The organism is Fictibacillus terranigra (assembly GCF_030412265.1).
Lineage (GTDB): Bacteria > Bacillota > Bacilli > Bacillales > Fictibacillaceae > Fictibacillus_C > Fictibacillus_C terrinigri.
Map to the genome: position 1 here is coordinate 386071 of NZ_JAUHLN010000001.1, position 16106 is coordinate 402176.

General features: G+C 46.5%; 17 protein-coding genes and 1 pseudogene. 17 read left to right on the forward strand and 1 reads right to left on the reverse strand.

Annotated elements, in window-relative coordinates; translation table 11 throughout:
• Positions 1-58 precede the first annotated feature (58 nt).
• From QYF49_RS01965 to QYF49_RS02025, 14 genes and pseudogenes are all read left to right on the forward strand, one after another.
• Complete coding sequence (locus QYF49_RS01965) at positions 59-823, forward strand: sugar phosphate isomerase/epimerase family protein (RefSeq protein ID WP_290397953.1); 765 nt, start codon at positions 59-61, stop codon at positions 821-823.
• A gap of 31 nt (positions 824-854) precedes the next feature.
• Positions 855-2153 carry an extracellular solute-binding protein gene (locus QYF49_RS01970; protein WP_290397954.1) on the forward strand — a complete coding sequence of 433 codons (1299 nt, stop codon included), beginning with the start codon at positions 855-857 and terminating at the stop codon, positions 2151-2153.
• 70 nt (positions 2154-2223) lie between these two features.
• Positions 2224-3171: a carbohydrate ABC transporter permease gene (locus tag QYF49_RS01975; RefSeq protein WP_290397955.1), complete on the forward strand. Its 948-nt coding sequence runs from the start codon at positions 2224-2226 to the stop codon at positions 3169-3171.
• Entirely contained in the window at positions 3168-3989 is an 822-nt protein-coding gene (locus QYF49_RS01980; protein ID WP_290397956.1) for a carbohydrate ABC transporter permease, read from the forward strand. The genes QYF49_RS01975 and QYF49_RS01980 overlap by 4 nt, the downstream gene beginning before the upstream one ends.
• Before the next feature lie 19 nt (positions 3990-4008).
• On the forward strand, positions 4009-4752 hold the full coding sequence (locus QYF49_RS01985; protein ID WP_354005786.1) for a Gfo/Idh/MocA family protein: 744 nt from the start codon (positions 4009-4011) through the stop codon (positions 4750-4752).
• On the forward strand, positions 4671-5114 hold the full coding sequence (locus QYF49_RS25630; protein WP_354005787.1) for a Gfo/Idh/MocA family oxidoreductase: 444 nt from the start codon (positions 4671-4673) through the stop codon (positions 5112-5114). The genes QYF49_RS01985 and QYF49_RS25630 overlap by 82 nt, the downstream gene beginning before the upstream one ends.
• Positions 5111-6163, forward strand: coding sequence for a Gfo/Idh/MocA family protein (locus tag QYF49_RS01990; protein WP_290397957.1), 1053 nt, complete (start codon positions 5111-5113; stop codon positions 6161-6163). Before QYF49_RS25630 ends, QYF49_RS01990 begins: the two co-directional genes overlap by 4 nt.
• Before the next feature lie 397 nt (positions 6164-6560).
• Positions 6561-7025 (forward strand): hypothetical protein, encoded by a 465-nt coding sequence (locus QYF49_RS01995; RefSeq protein ID WP_290397958.1) that lies wholly within the window; start codon positions 6561-6563, stop codon positions 7023-7025.
• A gap of 85 nt (positions 7026-7110) precedes the next feature.
• Entirely contained in the window at positions 7111-7491 is a 381-nt protein-coding gene (locus tag QYF49_RS02000) for a PaaI family thioesterase (protein WP_290397959.1), read from the forward strand.
• Between the two features lie 264 nt (positions 7492-7755).
• Entirely contained in the window at positions 7756-8997 is a 1242-nt protein-coding gene (locus QYF49_RS02005; RefSeq protein WP_425589532.1) for a CynX/NimT family MFS transporter, read from the forward strand.
• Positions 8998-9116: 119 nt separating this feature from the next.
• Positions 9117-9811: pseudogene (locus tag QYF49_RS02010) on the forward strand (MDR/zinc-dependent alcohol dehydrogenase-like family protein); the annotation flags it as partial.
• Positions 9812-10058: 247 nt separating this feature from the next.
• Positions 10059-10826 carry a DeoR/GlpR family DNA-binding transcription regulator gene (locus tag QYF49_RS02015; protein WP_290397960.1) on the forward strand — a complete coding sequence of 256 codons (768 nt, stop codon included), beginning with the start codon at positions 10059-10061 and terminating at the stop codon, positions 10824-10826.
• Positions 10827-10828: 2 nt separating this feature from the next.
• On the forward strand, positions 10829-11890 hold the full coding sequence (locus QYF49_RS02020) for an oxidoreductase (RefSeq protein ID WP_290397961.1): 1062 nt from the start codon (positions 10829-10831) through the stop codon (positions 11888-11890).
• Positions 11887-12354: a heme-degrading domain-containing protein gene (locus QYF49_RS02025; protein ID WP_290397962.1), complete on the forward strand. Its 468-nt coding sequence runs from the start codon at positions 11887-11889 to the stop codon at positions 12352-12354. Before QYF49_RS02020 ends, QYF49_RS02025 begins: the two co-directional genes overlap by 4 nt.
• 204 nt (positions 12355-12558) lie before the next feature.
• Here QYF49_RS02025 and QYF49_RS02030 read toward each other — a convergent pair whose 3' ends face one another.
• Positions 12559-13071, reverse strand: coding sequence for an acyl-CoA thioesterase (locus QYF49_RS02030; protein WP_290397963.1), 513 nt, complete (start codon positions 13069-13071; stop codon positions 12559-12561).
• 355 nt (positions 13072-13426) lie between these two features.
• Between QYF49_RS02030 and QYF49_RS02035 the strand changes: the two genes are divergently transcribed.
• Genes QYF49_RS02035 through QYF49_RS02045 form a run of 3 tightly spaced genes read left to right on the forward strand, consistent with a single transcriptional unit; the run spans position 13427 to position 16049 of the window.
• Entirely contained in the window at positions 13427-13747 is a 321-nt protein-coding gene (locus QYF49_RS02035; RefSeq protein WP_290397964.1) for an ArsR/SmtB family transcription factor, read from the forward strand.
• 12 nt (positions 13748-13759) lie between these two features.
• Positions 13760-15916 carry a heavy metal translocating P-type ATPase gene (locus QYF49_RS02040; RefSeq protein WP_290397965.1) on the forward strand — a complete coding sequence of 719 codons (2157 nt, stop codon included), beginning with the start codon at positions 13760-13762 and terminating at the stop codon, positions 15914-15916.
• Positions 15906-16049, forward strand: coding sequence for a hypothetical protein (locus tag QYF49_RS02045; protein ID WP_290397966.1), 144 nt, complete (start codon positions 15906-15908; stop codon positions 16047-16049). Before QYF49_RS02040 ends, QYF49_RS02045 begins: the two co-directional genes overlap by 11 nt.
• The last annotated feature ends 57 nt before the right edge of the window (positions 16050-16106 follow it).

Here is a 16106-nt window from a genome sequence, read left to right on the forward strand (position 1 = left end):
ACTCAAAAATGAAACCGATTACATTTTAAAAATATAAGTTTAAAAGGAGAGGTTTTTCATGTCAAATCGCATACCCGTTGCACTGCAGATGTACACGTTAAGAAACGAAACAGAAAAAGATTTCATCGGAACATTGAAAAAGGTCGCGGATATTGGGTACGAAGGCGTAGAGTTTGCCGGTTATGGCGGCCTCCAGGCTTCAGAGCTGAAAAAGGTGCTGGATGATCTCGGGCTAAAGGCGGCATCCAGTCATGTGCCGTTGACTGCACTGGAATCCGAGTTGAACTCAGTCATCGAGTATCAGCACATCCTTGGAAACAAACATATCGTATGTCCTTACCTTCCGCCGGAACGACGCACTGAACAGGATTACCGCCAGCTTGTATCCATTCTAAATGCTGTCGGGGAAACGTGCCATAAAGAAGGACTAGCATTCGCATACCATAACCACGATTTTGAACTTCAACCAATGTCTGATGGCCGAAAGCCGCTTGAGCTGCTGCTGGAAGAAACCCATCCTGACTGGATGAAAGCGGAGTTTGATGTGTACTGGCTTACAAAAGCGGGAGAAGACCCGGTCAAGTGGCTTGAGAAATACGAGGGAAGAACACCGCTTGTCCATTTAAAGGACATGACAGCTAACGGCGAACAGTTCTTTGCTGAACTCGGTACAGGCGGCGTAGATTTAACGCCGATTTTAAACAAAGGAGAATCATCCGGCGTCAACTGGTGGATCGTTGAGCAGGACCAAAGCCGCCGTTCACCGCTTGAAAGCATCGAGATCAGTTTTCAATACCTCAACAAGAACTACATAACGGCGTGACCATCATTAAATGAGAGAAGAGGGGATAGCTGTGAAAAAAGCAGGGTTGATGCTGACCATTGTCTGTGTTCTATTGTTAACAGCATGCGGGTTGAACGGAGGAGGTTCAAAGGAATCAGCTTCCAGCAGCGGTTCAGGTTCCAAGGGGAAAAAGACGCTGGAGTTCTGGCAGATTGATCCGGGTGAAAAGGAAAAAGTGTATCAGGAAGCTGTGGCACGTTTTGAGAAGAAGCATCCGGATGTGAACGTGAAATTCTTGACGATTCCAAACGATGCCTACAAACAGAAGCTATCTGTTGCCATGTCGGGCAACCGTGCACCGGACGTATTTGTCAGCTGGGGCGGAGGCTGGCTCAAGAACTTTGCGGACCAGGGCAAGGTACTGGATATTACGGCTGATACGGACAAAGAACATTTCAACAAACTGGCTCTCGACAATTCCACGTTTGATAACAAAGTGTACGGATTGCCGCTCGGCTTATCCATTGACGTAGTGTTCTACAACAAAGATATCTTCAAAAAATATGGGTTAACGCCTCCAAAGACCTATGATGAGTGGCTCAAGATCAATGATACGCTCAAGAAAAACGACATTATTCCCCTTGCTTTGGCCAACAAGACCAAATGGCCTGGCGCGTACTATTTAATGAACTTCGCCAGCCGTGCAGGCGGAACGGAATTGTTTGACAGTGCGTTCCATCGTACCGGTAAAGGCTTTGACGATCAGGCATATGTGAAAGCAGGAGAACTCATTCAGGAAATGGTGAAGAAGAAAGCGTTCAACTCCGGATTTAATGGTATTCCTTATGATGAAGGACAAGGCCGTCAGCTCATGTATTCCGGTAAAGCTGCGATGATGGATATGACCATTTCGTTCGTAAACAACATGAAGGAAGAAGCACCTGACTTTGCGAGCAAGCTTGATTTCTTCGTATTCCCGACCGTTAAAGGCGGCAAAGGCGACCAAACGAACTTGGGTGCGTCAGCGAGCCCGGTATGGTCGGTTGCGAAAAACAGCAAAAACCAGAAGCTGGCCACTGAGCTTGCCAAGGAGCTGACCAGTACAGAAACGGCTCAGGCGTATGTAGACCGCACCGGTTCATTAAGTTCGGTGGATAATGTGGTTCCAAAAGATGAAATGACCAAACGTTTTTATGATGTCGTAAAAAATGCGACACACCTCCAGATGCCATATGACCAAACGCTTCCTCCGGAACTTGCAGAGCTTCACAAAGATACGACACAAGCGGTGTTCGGTCTGGATATGACGCCGCAGGAAGCAGCGAAAAAGATGGAGCAAAAAGCGAAGGAAGATTTGAAGAAGGAATAAATGTTGAGGAATCAAAGGGGCATGCTGCCCCTTTGATTCCTTACATGGCAAGACGCTGAGGAGGGATGACGTGGAAACGCAATTAAAAGGAGTACGAACGGCCAATACAGCGGTGCAGCCGGCTGTACGGCCCAAAAGGAAATCAGTGAACAAGTTTGTAACCATCAGTCTGTTTCTGGCACCGGCCATCATCGTGTACGTGTTTTATGTGCTATACCCGATCTTCTCGACCCTGCTCTACAGCTTTTACAAGTGGGACGGTGTGGGTGCCGGTACGTATGTTGGACTGCAGAACTATGTCAACCTGTTAAAAGACAACGTGTTTTGGACATCGCTGACGAATAACACGTGGGTCATCCTGACCTCGATATTTGTACAGATTCCGCTGGGGCTGATCATGGCACTTATGCTTCTCGCGCCGATCCGGGGCATTCGGCTGTTCAGCGGGGTTTATTTCTTCCCGTTCTTAATTTCCACGGTAGCCGTTGGATTGCTGTGGGTGCTCATGCTCGATCCTTTGAACGGCATCATCAACAGGCTCGTAAGTGTGTTCGGTTTTGAAAACGTCGAGTGGCTCAGCCAGTCCCATACGGCCATGTTTGCAGTATTGCTGGTCATCGTCTGGCAGTTCTCGCCATTTTATATGATTCTGTTTAAAGCGGCGATCGTCGGCATCCCTGAAGAGCTGTATGAGGCGGCAGAGATCGACGGGGCGAATGCGTTCACAAAGTTTTTCCGGATCACCTTGCCGTTGTTAATGCCTACCATCGTGAGTTCATCCATCCTGGCCATCGTCGGATCGCTGAAGGCGTTTGATATTTTCTATGTGATGACGGGCGGCGGGCCAAACCATGGAACCGAGCTGCTTGGGACGTACATGTTCAAGCAGGCGTTCGTGAACTTTAACATGGGCTATGCCAGCGCCATTGCATTCGTTATGTTTTTCCTAGCGATGATCGTGACCATCCTCATTCAGGCACTTGATTTTTACCGGAAAAAGAAAGGAGCCTACGCATGAATTTAGCGATAAAAAAAGTCCCTCTGTATGTGATTGCCCTTATCCTGCTTGTGTTCACAGGCTATCCCTTTCTTTATATGATTTCCACCAGCTTAAAGAGCCGGACCGAGTTCTTCGAAAAGCCGTATTCTCTTTTTTCTTCCTTTACACTTGAAAACTTTAAGAGTGTGTTCGAGATGGGATTGTCCCGTTATTTCCTGAACAGCATCCTCGTATCGGTCATCGCTGTGGTTGCGGTTATGCTCATCGCTGCATTGGCGAGCTATCCGTTAAGCCGAATGAAGTTTAAGCTGAACCGCGTCGTGTTCCTGCTGTTTATTGCGGGAATGATGCTGCCCATTCATGCCACCTTGATTCCCGTCTTCAAGCTCTCACAAAGCATGGGGCTGTATGATACGGTCTGGGCGCTTCTCGGGCCATATATCGCGTCCAGTCTGCCGATCTCCATCTTTATCCTGACTCAGTTCATGCAAGAAATTCCGGCCTCATTGGAGGAAGCGGCAAAGATTGACGGGTGCAGCCACTTCGGCATTTTCTGGCGCGTCATCTTGCCGATGCTGACACCGGCGTTAATGACCGTACTCATCTATAACTTTATTCATCTTTGGAACGAATTTATTTTTGCCCTCGTCCTGATCTCGAGTCCTGAAAATATGACCCTGCCGCTCGGACTGCAGGATTTTAAAGGAGAATTTTCAGTGAACATACCGGGCTTGATGGCGGCCCTCACCCTCGCCAGCTTGCCGATCCTGGTTGTCTACCTTTTCTCACAGGAAAAAGTCGTCAAGGGCTTGGCTGGAGGAGCAGTGAAAGAGTAAGGAAATGGAGAGAGACATCTTGAAAAAGATCAAGGTTGGACTGATTGGCTGTGGCGTCATCAGTGATATTTATTTGAAGAACTGTCGCAGTTTTGAGCATGTGGAGGTGGTCGCCGTTGCCGATCTGGAGCAGGTGCGGGCAGAACAGAAGTCGAAGGAGTATGGCATTCCTATTGTTCTCTCTGTCGATGAACTGATTCACCATGAGGAAATTGACATTGTCCGGAACCTGACCCCTCCTGGCGGACATTACGCTCTGTGTTTACAGGCACTTAATGCCGGTAAGCATGTGTATGTGGAAAAGCCGCTGAGTGTTTCGCTTGAAGAGGGAAAGGCATTGATCGAGACGGCCAGTAAGAAGGGTCTGTTGATTGGTGCAGCACCTGATACGTTCCTTGGAGCCGGGCTGCAGACGTGCAGAGCGCTCATAGAAGAAGGTGCAATCGGAAAGCCGGTTTTGGCTACAGCCTTTATGCTGAAGCGCGGGCCGGAGCACTGGCATCCGAATCCTGCGTTCTTTTACCAGGCGGACGGAGGTCCGATGTACGATATGGGGCCTTATTATTTAACGGCATTCATTAGCCTTATGGGTTCGGTGAAGCGGGTGACCGCATCCGCCGGCATTCCTTTTTTGGAACGAACCATCATGACTGGAGAGGATATCAAGGAAAGAAAATTCCGGTGCATACGGCGACCCATATTTCCGGCAATGTTGAATTTGAAAGCGGGGCGATCGGCACCATCCTTACAAGCTTTGATGTGAAGGCGACCCAGACACCTTTTATCGAAATCTACGGTACGGAAGGAACGATCTCGGTTCCGGATCCCAACACCTTTGATGGCCCTGTGCTTTTGAATCGCAAGGGCTCTGATGAATGGGTGGAGCAGGAGCTCGTGTCAGATGCTGTGGAGAACCTGCGAGGACTTGGGATCGCCGATATGGCGGACGCATTATTGAATGGCCGGCCGCACCTTGCATCGGGAGATCTTGCTTATCATGTGCTGGAAATCATGCACGGGTTTCACGAATCGTCGTCTCTTGGCAAGCATTATGAGATGCATAGCTCGTACAGCAGGCCTGCAGTGGTCAAACAAACGTTAATTTCAGGAGGTAATGAGAGATGAGTACATTAAGAGTCGGAGTGATCGGCTGCGGAAGTATCGCAAGAAAACGACACCTGCCAGAATATGAAGCCAATGAACACGTGGAAATTGCAGCGGTTTGTGATTTGATTCCTGAAAGAGTCGAGGAAACCTCCCAGCAGTATGGAGCTGCGAGCTATACGGATTATGAAGAACTGTTGAAAAATCCGGATATCGATGCCATCAGTGTGTGTCTGCCCAACTACCTGCATGCCCCCGTCACCATCGCGGCATTACAGGCAGGCAAGCATGTGCTCTGCGAAAAGCCGATGGCCACGTCCAAAGAAGAAGCAGAGGCCATGAACCAAGCGGCACAGGAAAGCGGCAAAACCTTGATGATTGCTCATAACCAGCGCTTTGTTGCCTCTCATGTCAAAGCGAAGCAGCTCATCGACAGCGGCAGGATCGGTAAAATCTACAGCTTCCGTACGACCTTCGGGCATCCCGGACCGGAACGATGGAGCATCGATGGCCGAAACAGCTGGTTCTTTGATCAGGAAAAAGCATTTATCGGCGCGATGGGTGACCTTGGCGTCCACAAAACCGACCTCATGCGCTACCTGCTCGGAGAGATCATCGAGGTGGGTTCCTTCATTGATACAAGTGCGAAGGAGAATACAGACGTAGATGACAACGCGGTTTGTATTTTAAAAACCGAAAAGGGTGTGATCGGCACCCTGGCGGCCAGCTGGTCCTACGTGTCAGGCGGCGATAACTCCACGGTCATCTACGGCGAAAAAGGTATACTCCGCCTGGAGGATGATCCAAATTATTCGCTCGTCGTTCAATACCAGACCGGCGAAACCGTTAACTACGAACTGGAACGGATCCAGTCCAACGAAAAAGGCGGCCAAACCCAGTCGCATGTCATCGACCACTTTACCGATTGTGTTTTGAATGGCCAGCCCCCGTTGATTACCGGAGAAGAAGGGATGAAGTCTCTCGATGTCATCCTGGCTGCAATCGAGTCGAACGAGACGAAGCAGATTGTGAAGGTTGGGGTAAGTGAGGGGAAAGCGGCAGTTAAGTAAATAAATGATGTCCGGGCCTGCATGACAATGCAGGTCGTTTTTTATGTCTGGTGTTAATTTGCGTAATTGATATGTTTTGTGAGTAATTGAATGAAAACAGTGAGTAAAGTCTGAATTTCCGTGAGTAAAGGTGCTAAAACGGTGAGTAAAGTCATAATTTCCGTGAGTAATACAATTAAACTTTTATGAGTATGACGTGTTTTGCAAGTAAATCGTGTCGAATCGCAAGTAAAGTCCAAGTTTCCGCAAGTAAAACAAGCCAAATCGCAAGTAACGGCTGACCGAAGAATGATTTACTAGACTAATCACTATTAAAATCTCAAAATCACTACTAAATGGTTACGAGTTTACATAGGATTGAAAGAGAAAAGATTATTGGCAGAGTACGGAGGGATGTATGGGTAAAAGACAGCCTTTCATCATTTTCCTAGCAACGATCGTGACGGGTTTATATGTTGGTTTTCAAGTGAATGACGCGCTGAACGCAAAATACGCGCAGCCGGCCTCGGTTTCAAAATACTTAGAACAAGAGGAGAAGCCCTATGATTCAGCCAGCCGGCATAGGGAAGCCAGGATCAAGATGAAAAAGGAGATTGAATCAGCGTTTGATACGTATATGTCCTACAATTTTGGGAGCGTAAACAGGTATCATGATGTTCTGGATACTGAGGCCATTATCGCGAAGGAAGAGAGTTTTTTTATCATCCAGTCCAAAAAAGCCGCCTATGATCAACAGGTGAAAAGCTTTTTTAACGTAAGCCTTGAGCACTTCAGGGGGACAGAAAGCGGCAGCCGGGTGAACCAGGTCTGGCTGGTCGACAGGGACTTCACGGTTCTTGAGAAGTATAGGGTGGACGATTGAAATAAGCGGATACTGTCATTTTTGACAGCCTTTCTTATGGAGTTCTATACTTTTACTAATGATAGAAGAGGCAGGAGGGGTGTTCATGTTCATAAAGCAAGCGTTTGATGAATTTTTGGATCTGGAGTATGAAAGAGTGGACCGGAAAACAGTGAAGGTGCGCTTACCTGTAAAACCACTGTATCGCAATAGTGTGGGAGTCGTACATGGGGGCATTATCTCATCATTGGCGGATGTAGCCATGTGCAATACGATTGAACCGGATGAAAACAATCAGCAAAAAGTGGTAACGGTCGATCTTAATGTCTCCTTTTTAAAAGGAGGAACAGGGGATTATTTAGTTGCCCATGCCCAGGTTGTTAAAGAGGGCCGAACACTGGCCCATGCTGAATGCCAAATCTTTAATGATCAAGATGTAATGGTCGCTAAAGCAAGTGCTGTGCTTTTTAATGTTCACGGGACATGACCATTCCCGGTTACCATCCTTTACCTTTTTCCCTGTAAAGGATGGGGATTTCTGTTATAATAAACGTATGACGCTTTTTCAGATCAGCTGCATTGTGAATAAATTGGCTGACTACATAGTGCCAGACCCCCCCACACCGGGCAACGTTTGTGGAGGAGTCGGGCATTTTCTTATTCATCTGCCTATTTGGAAAGCAGGACTGTGTTTTTCAGGATTTTTCATCATGAAAGAAAGTTGCATCATGAATTTTGAGGAGGAAACCATGTGAGTTCAAAAAAACAAATGTTGCACGGTCAAGCCGTTTCTAAGCCAGGATTATGGCTGCTCATCCTGGGCATTATATTTGCGGGTGCTAATCTAAGGGCACCTTTAACCTGTGTTGGTCCGATCATCGAAATCATTCGTAATCATACTGGAATGTCGAATACATTGGCGGGAATGCTGACTACGCTGCCCTTGCTTGCCTTTGCCCTGATCTCACCGATAGCCCCAAGACTGGCCCGCCGGTTTGGGTTGGAGCATACGCTTTTTGGAGCCTTGCTTTTATTAGGCGCGGGTATTCTTTTACGCTCTGTTCCTTATACAGATGCTTTGTTCAGCGGGACTGTTTTGCTTGGAGTTGCCATCGCGGTATGTAACGTATTATTGCCAAGCTTAATAAAAAGAGAGTTTCCTAACAAAGTGGGGTTGATGACAGGCACCTATTCCGTTTCCATGAATATGTGGGCTGCGATTGCTTCTGGTGTAAGTATTCCGATTACGAAAGGATTGGGGTACGGCTGGCGCTTTGCCCTCGTATGCTGGGCGCTTATCTCACTCGTATCCATTATTGTTTGGATCCCTCAGCTGCTTCAAAAACAGCATGTTCCCAATGCTTCTTCTTCAGGGACTGGCCTTTGGGGTTCCGGGCTTGCCTGGAAGGTGACCTTGTTTATGGGGCTGCAATCCACGGTCTTTTATGCCATTATTACGTGGCTTCCTGCCATTTTGCATCAACAGGGAATCAACCCGACAAAAGCGGGATGGCTTTTGTCATTAACTCAATTTGCAAGCCTTCCTCCTACGTTTATTGTGCCGATTTTAGCAGGCCGGAGTGCGAACCAGCGCAAATTAGTAACATTCACTGTCATCTTTTTGCTCTTGGGATATGCCGGCATACTTAGTGGAGTGACTGCGCTGGCACCCATTTATGTCATACTGATTGGTATTGCCATTGGTTCCGGGTTCGGCCTTGCGACCATGTTTTTTGTTCTGCGGACGCACAATGCTCAACAAGCTGCAGAGCTTTCGGGTATGGCACAATCTGTCGGGTATCTGCTGGCTGCAGTGGGACCAGCTCTTTTTGGTTACCTGCATGATCAGACCAACAGCTGGAACATTCCACTGATCCTATTAGCCGTTGCGGCGGTCCTCCTTTATATTGTTGGGATGGGTGCAGGCAGCAACCGCTTTGTATCAGCAGAAAATGAAAATAACACCGCTCCCCTTGAACAGAAGGCCCTATAAGCAATATGAAAAAAGCCGTCTAGAACCTTTGCCTGGCAATGGTTCTAGACGGCTTTTTAAATACAGGTTATTTCTGTTCCAGATTGACCGCCGTATTGGCGTCGGTCATCCGGACATTGCACGGGAACTTTACTCCTTTTAAACTCCCGGATAACTGTGAGGTCGAGGACGAAAAATTAGTACTGCTGGCGGATGCCGCTTCAACCGCTTACTGGAGTGTTGATCATGCCGGGGTCAAACCAGGAGACACGGTGATCGTCGTAGGATGCGGACCAGTCGGACTTCTGACGCAGAAGTTTGCATGGTACAAAGGCGCGGTCCGTTTGGCGCACGCAAAAAAGACGAATAAAGTGGAGACCATCAACTTCGAGGATTATGAGAATGTTGGTGATCATTTAAAAGAGATTACCCAAGGGGGAGCAGACATCGTTATCGATTGTTCGGGTATGAGCGGTAAGATGACCCCAATGGAATATCCGGCATCAGGAATGAAGCTGCATGGCGGTGCATTGGGAGGTTTTATCATTGCATCCCAAGGGTACGTAAAGCGGGAACCATTCAGGTTACCGGTGCTTACGGAGGCCGTTACAACGGTTTCCCATTAGGGGACATCTTCCAAAGAAACGTCGATATCAAAACGGGACAGGCACCTGTTATTCCGTTTATGCCTTTTCTTTATAATCTTGTTACGGAAGGCAAGGTCGATATTGGGGACGTAGTTACCCATGTCCTCCCATTGGATCAAGCAAAGCACGGATACGAGGTTTTTCACACAAGGACAGAGGATTGCATTAAGGTTGTTCTTAAACCATAAGAAAGCTCATGAAGAAAGGCCGCCAAGCTGGCCTTTTTTGCAATCATGAATCTGTATCTTCTGAACAAACCTGTGCTCTTACATACAAACCTTCTTTTTGCTCTTCCAGACAAAAACCAACTTAATCAAGTTGGTGTTTTATTACACCGAATTTAAGTAAAATACTTAGAATGTTAACAGATTATAAGCGTTTTACTTGTTAAGTTTATGGGATTGGTTTATCCTTAATAGGCAAGGGAGTGACATTATGGCGCAAAAGCGGCGTTTGGAAAAAATTTTGGATTGGCTACAAGTACATCATGAAATTAATGCTGAAGACATAATCACTCAATTTAACGTTTCACGCGATACGGCAAGGCGGGATCTTGTAAAACTGGAGGAAGAAGGGAAAATTCTCCGAGTGAAGGGAGGAGCGGTTCTGGCATCGCAAAGTACAGCACTCTCTCCCTATCGTGACAGGGGAATGCCCAGATACAAAGAAGAGATTGCCAGAAAAGCTGCCGCCTATGTAAGGGAACATGACCATATTTTTTTCGATACTTCAACCACTGTAGAATTGACGGCCCGTCTGATGGCGAATAAAGAAATCACCGCAGTAACCAATTCGATCGATATCTTCCAGATTCTTAGTGAGAGAGACGGGTATATAACCTACTTGACCGGCGGGAAATTCAATAAGTTTCACCGCAATTTCACTAGCTTCCATACGGCAGGGGAGGTTACAAAATATAAGACCGATGTTTTATTTCTCGGAGCATGCGGTTTAGGCATGGAGGGACTCACTTCTCCTGATGAAGGGGAAGCCTATGTGAAAAAGAGCATGATCCAATCGGCAAAAAAAGTCATTCTGCTTGCCGATCACACAAAATTTAACAAGGAATTTCTTCATCAGGTTTGTGATTTATCCCAGATTGATCTTATTATTACAGATCAAACTCCACCTAAACAAATGGAGCAAAAATTAAGGTCACTTCATATCGAACTAATGGTCACTGAAAAAGAGAGAGGAAGATAGGAATGGATATCATGAAAACGGGTTTGATTGGTTACGGACTTTCTGGAGCTACATTTCATGCCCCTTTTTTACAAGCGTTAGAGCAGTATGAGATTGTTAAAGTAATGTCTTCAGACCCGGAAAAGGTTCAGAAAGACTTAGGGAATGTGGAAGTTGTGGATGAACTTGAAAGTATCATGGAAGATCCTGATATTGAATTAGTTGTCATCACCACACCGAATGTTCTGCATTATGAAATGGCAAAAAAAAGCCTTCAGCACAACAAGCATGTCATTGTGGAAAAGCCGATGGTCATCGATCCTGACGAGGCAGAGGAGCTCATCGCGTTAGCCAGGGAAAATAACCGGATGCTGAGTGTCTATCAAAACAGAAGATGGGATAATGATTTTCTAACGATATGCAAGCTGCTTTCTGAGGACACGTTAGGTGAAATCGTAGAATATGAAGCCCATTTCGACCGTTACAGACCCGAAGTTCGTGATCGTTGGAGAGAGAAGCCTGGAAAAGGTGCGGGAATGCTGTATGATCTGGGCTCCCACTTAATTGATCAGGCGATTTTCTTATTCGGGGAGCCAGAATTCGTCACGGCTGATGTATTTGCTCAAAGAAAGAATTCCGCAACAGATGATTATTTCCACATTATCATGGGATACGAAAACCTGAGGGTCATTTTGCATTCAGGCTCCATTGTCGTCGATCAGGGGCCGCGTTATAAAGTACACGGAAGCAAGGGAAGCTTCATTAAATATGGAATAGACGGACAAGAAGACGCGCTAAAAGCAGGAAAAGTCCCTGGAAGCAACGAGTGGGGACGCGATAAAGAGGAATGGTTCGGAAAGTTGACATTAAGCCGCGAGGGGCAACAGGTGGAGGAGATTATAGAAACGGTGCCAGGCAATTATGCCGCTTATTATGAACAGGTGTATGAGCACATCAAGGAAGGAAAGGCTTGTCCCGTAAGCGGGGAAGATGGTTTAAAAACGATTCGCGTCATACATGCCGCCCTTCAAAGCAGCCGTGAAAAGAAAACCGTTTTTTTCAACAGGAAGGGATTATTGGGATGAAAGTCAGCGAAAAACTAACGGAAACGCTAAATCAGGAACAAGAATTGCAATTTGATGCATTTACAAATGGTACAGCCCTAAAATTAGGCCTGAAACTCATCGAGCTTGCCAAACAAGGAAATAAGTCAATAGCCGTCGACATTATGAAAAATGGGCAGCGATTATTTTATCATGCCATGGATGGCACAAGTCCGGACCAGGAGCATTGGATCCGAAGAAAATCGAATGTAGTCAACCGGCATTTTCATAGCTCTTTTTATGTAAAGTTATACAATGAATCTAAAAAACGTTCTTATTTTGATGCGTATTCCGTTAATCCTGAAGAGTATGCAGTGCACGGAGGATCCTTTCCGCTCATCATCAAAAACACTGGAGTGATTGGCACCATCACAGTTTCCGGATTGTCCCAAGAAGAAGATCATCAGCTGATCGTTGATGGCCTGCGGAGCATGCTGCACCTTTAAATTCTTTATCTGCATATTTCAGAGCTCACAAGCTATCCTATAAAAGGATATGAGCGGACAAATGGAAACATATGAAAGTCACTGTCCATTGTACGCCGCGTTTTAAGCCTCTTCTGCTAGGAAGGTGGCTTTTTTCATTCAATAGCATAAGAAAAAGCCGCCCGGATGGCAGCTTAAGATACAAAAGTTGCTTAGTAACCCTTTTCACCATGGCAGACCGGTGCCAAAATCCTTTGCCAGGCTGCTCGTTTCCTTTCTTCTTCGCTTGCGGTTTTCTGCTCTCGCTGCTGCTGTAGTAAACAACTGTTTTTCCACATCCGTTTCCGGGACCACCTGGGGAACGGGTGTGGGCTTTCCGTTTTCGTCGATGGCCACCATCGTTAAAAAGGAAAGGGCACATACATTTCGGTCGCCTGTTAATAAATCCTCAGCGATCACCTTGACGAATACTTCCATCGAGGTCCGTCCGGTATACGTTACAAATGCCTCAAGGCAAACCGCACTCGCTTCTGAAATGGGATGGAGGAAATCGACAGAATCAGTCGAAGCGGTTACTATGTTTCTTCGTGAATGACGCATGGAAGAGATGGAGGCTATATCATCTATATATGCCATCAGCTTCCCTCCAAAAAGGGTTCCATTATTATTGGTATCTGAAGGCAAAACTTTACTGGTTTTTACAACAAATGAATCCCTGCATTTCTTTTCAGTTGTCATATTGACACACCCTTCTATTTTTCTTAACACCCTGGTCTTTCATGATTTTTCCCTGTTCATGGGTTTTTTTCAGCGATCACACATAGCTGCTCATCATCCATATGTAAATCAAGTTCATTCGGTTTGTCATTGCTTTCGTCTGGCAAACGTATCAACTCCTTTCTTCGTCACAAGTATTAACATTAGTTGGCTGATTCAATCAAAATGAATAATCGGTGCCAGGCACCGCAATTACACACATGTGTAATGCGGGTGCCTGGCACCGGATAAACATCTTTTTGACACATATATTAGGTATTGGTAATATGATGTGTAACCATACATTAGTTTTTACTAATATGAGTGGAGGTAATAGATGGAAACCGTTAATCTAGACACAAAGGTGAAATTTCTTCGTGGTTTCGCTGATAAAACAAGGATTCAAATATTAGAGACATTGATGGATCAGGAAAAAACGGTCTCTCAGATCGTAGAAGATATCAACGGGAATCAATCCAACATATCCCAGCACCTGGCCTGTTTGAAAGGGTGCGGCATTATCTCTGGGAGACAGCAAGGAAGGTACTGCTATTACAGCATCCGTAACGAACAGATACGTGAACTGCTCACGATGTTTAACGTAGTTCTTGCCGACGTTCAAAATGATGTTGCCAGTTGTGACAGTCATATAGATTAGGAGTGATCCAGCATGTCAGAACAATGCTGCAGTACAGGTGAAAGCCAGGTGAAGAAGCAAGGTTATATGGCAGAGCCGATTTCTCTTAAGACCTACACGGTTGAAGGCATGGACTGCGGAAATTGTGCTAAAAGTATCGAAAATCATTTAAACCTGCATTCTTCTGTTCAACAAGTACATGTCAATTTTTCAACGGGAAAAATGAAAATTGAACATACCAACCTTCCGGAAGAAATTGTTTCAGAAGTTTCCAAGATTGGGTTTAAAGCGACTTTGGATACAGGCCGTACATCCAGTCAGCCTGTACAAAAGAAAAATGATAACGGTTTGCTGCTTCTTTCGGGACTATTCATTGCATTTGGTTTTGCCGGTTCCTATACCGGTGTATCCGCACTGATGTCCTCGATCCTCTATGCTGCGGCCATGATTCTGAGCGGCTATAAACCAGTGAAAAGTGCATATTATTCGATTAGGAGCCGTTCCTTAGATATGAATGTACTCATGTCAGCGGCAGCGATTGGAGCAGCTTTCATCGGGGAGTGGCTGGAAGGGGCAACCGTCGTTTGGTTATTCTCTCTGGGCAACGTTTTACAGAATAAATCCATCGAGCAAACGAGAAAATCGATCAGGAACCTCATGGATTTAGCTCCTCCTAAAGCGTGGGTGCAAGAAGGGTCGGAGGTGGTAAAAAAGCCCGTCGAGGAAATTTCCATTGGCGAGGTCATCATAGTTAAGCCAGGTGATAAGATCCCCTTGGATGGAGACGTAATGCAGGGAGAATCCACCGTTAACCAGGCTCCAATTACGGGTGAGTCCATCCCTGTCGATAAACGGCCTGGGGACAGCGTATATGCAGGCACCATTAACGAACACGGGACGCTTGAAGTACAGGTGACCAAGCTCGTCGAAGATACGACGATTTCAAAAATCATTCACTTGGTTGAAGAAGCCCAGGAGAAGAAAGCACCCGCTGAAGCCTTTATTGATAAATTTGCAGGGATTTATACCCCGATCGTTTTTGGACTGGCGTTGCTTCTTATGGTCCTCCCGCCGTTATTGGCGTTTGGAACGTGGGGTGAATGGTTTTATAAAGGGCTTGAATTATTGGTGATCGCCTGTCCGTGTGCGCTGGTGATTTCTACTCCAGTGGCCATTGTGTCAGCGATCGGAAATGCTGCAAAGAACGGAATCCTGATTAAAGGTGGAACGTTCTTGGAAAAAGCGGGTGCCGTTACAGCGATTGCGTTTGATAAAACAGGAACCCTGACCGAGGGGAAACCAAAAGTATCGAAGGTTGAAGTGCTGGCCGGTACCGAAGAGGAACTGTTATCCATCGCCTTCACATTAGAGAATTATTCCACTCACCCCATAGCTAAAGCCATAGTGGACTATGCGAGGATACAAGGGATTCCTCCAAGAGACGGCGAGCTGTACAGGGCGATTGTTGGGAAGGGCGTTCAAGCCGCCATTGACGGGGTGAACTATTACGCAGGCAACCTGGCGCTGTTTAGAGAAATGGCCGTGCCGCTGGATCCAATCACGCAAAATGTAGTGGAGCTGCAGAACCAAGGGAAAACCATTGTGATCATCGGTACGGAACAAAAGGTCCTCGGTTTGATCGCGGTGTCAGATATGCTGCGAGGATCCACCATCTCTGCGTTACAATCCTTAAAAGAAAAAGGAATACGCGAGACCGTCATGCTAACGGGAGATAATGAAGGCACCGCTAAGAAGATCGCGTCTGAAGCGAACGTGAGCCGTTGCTTTTCTCAATTATTGCCGGAAGATAAAGTGACCGCGATCAAGAAGCTGCAAAGCGAAGGCTACAAGGTGGCCATGGTCGGTGATGGCATTAATGATGCCCCTGCCCTGGCCGCTGCCGATCTGGGGATCGCGATGGGCGGAGCGGGGACGGATACTGCCATGGAGACCGCAGATATTGTGTTAATGGCCGATAATCTTGAAAAGCTGCCGCATATGATGAGATTAAGTAAAAATGCGTTATCCATCATTAAGCAAAACATATGGTTCTCCATTATCATAAAAGCCATTGCCCTAGGACTGATCTTCCCCGGCTTGCTCACGCTGTGGATGGCCGTATTAAGCGATACAGGCGCCGCATTGATCGTTATTTTAAACGCTTTGAGGCTGTTGAAGGATGGGGATTGAATCTAAAACCGGTGCCAGGCACCTCGGATCATTGGCCATAACAAAAGTAAATGGCATGCTGGTAAGGGAAGTGATTAATAGCAGCTGGGGGCCGAGTGAGTGCGGAATAATGGAGACAAGTGCTCGCTTCTGAAATCGTGGAAACCTATCAAAAAATGGTCAATGGCGTCGCTTTGGAAGTTTCTAAAAA

Bases quoted from the DNA above. Each gene is read 5' to 3' on its own strand.
- QYF49_RS01965 (WP_290397953.1), top strand. From the start codon at position 59: ATGTCAAATCGCATACCCGTTGCACTGCAGATGTACACGTTAAGAAAC.
- QYF49_RS02030 (WP_290397963.1), bottom strand. From the start codon at position 13,071: ATGACAACTGAAAAGAAATGCAGGGATTCATTTGTTGTAAAAACCAGT.
- QYF49_RS02020 (WP_290397961.1), top strand. From the start codon at position 10,829: ATGGATATCATGAAAACGGGTTTGATTGGTTACGGACTTTCTGGAGCT.
- QYF49_RS02015 (WP_290397960.1), top strand. From the start codon at position 10,059: ATGGCGCAAAAGCGGCGTTTGGAAAAAATTTTGGATTGGCTACAAGTA.
- QYF49_RS02040 (WP_290397965.1), top strand. From the start codon at position 13,760: ATGTCAGAACAATGCTGCAGTACAGGTGAAAGCCAGGTGAAGAAGCAA.
- QYF49_RS01990 (WP_290397957.1), top strand. From the start codon at position 5,111: ATGAGTACATTAAGAGTCGGAGTGATCGGCTGCGGAAGTATCGCAAGA.
- QYF49_RS02045 (WP_290397966.1), top strand. From the start codon at position 15,906: ATGGGGATTGAATCTAAAACCGGTGCCAGGCACCTCGGATCATTGGCC.
- QYF49_RS01980 (WP_290397956.1), top strand. From the start codon at position 3,168: ATGAATTTAGCGATAAAAAAAGTCCCTCTGTATGTGATTGCCCTTATC.
- QYF49_RS01995 (WP_290397958.1), top strand. From the start codon at position 6,561: ATGGGTAAAAGACAGCCTTTCATCATTTTCCTAGCAACGATCGTGACG.
- QYF49_RS02025 (WP_290397962.1), top strand. From the start codon at position 11,887: ATGAAAGTCAGCGAAAAACTAACGGAAACGCTAAATCAGGAACAAGAA.
- QYF49_RS02035 (WP_290397964.1), top strand. From the start codon at position 13,427: ATGGAAACCGTTAATCTAGACACAAAGGTGAAATTTCTTCGTGGTTTC.
- QYF49_RS02000 (WP_290397959.1), top strand. From the start codon at position 7,111: ATGTTCATAAAGCAAGCGTTTGATGAATTTTTGGATCTGGAGTATGAA.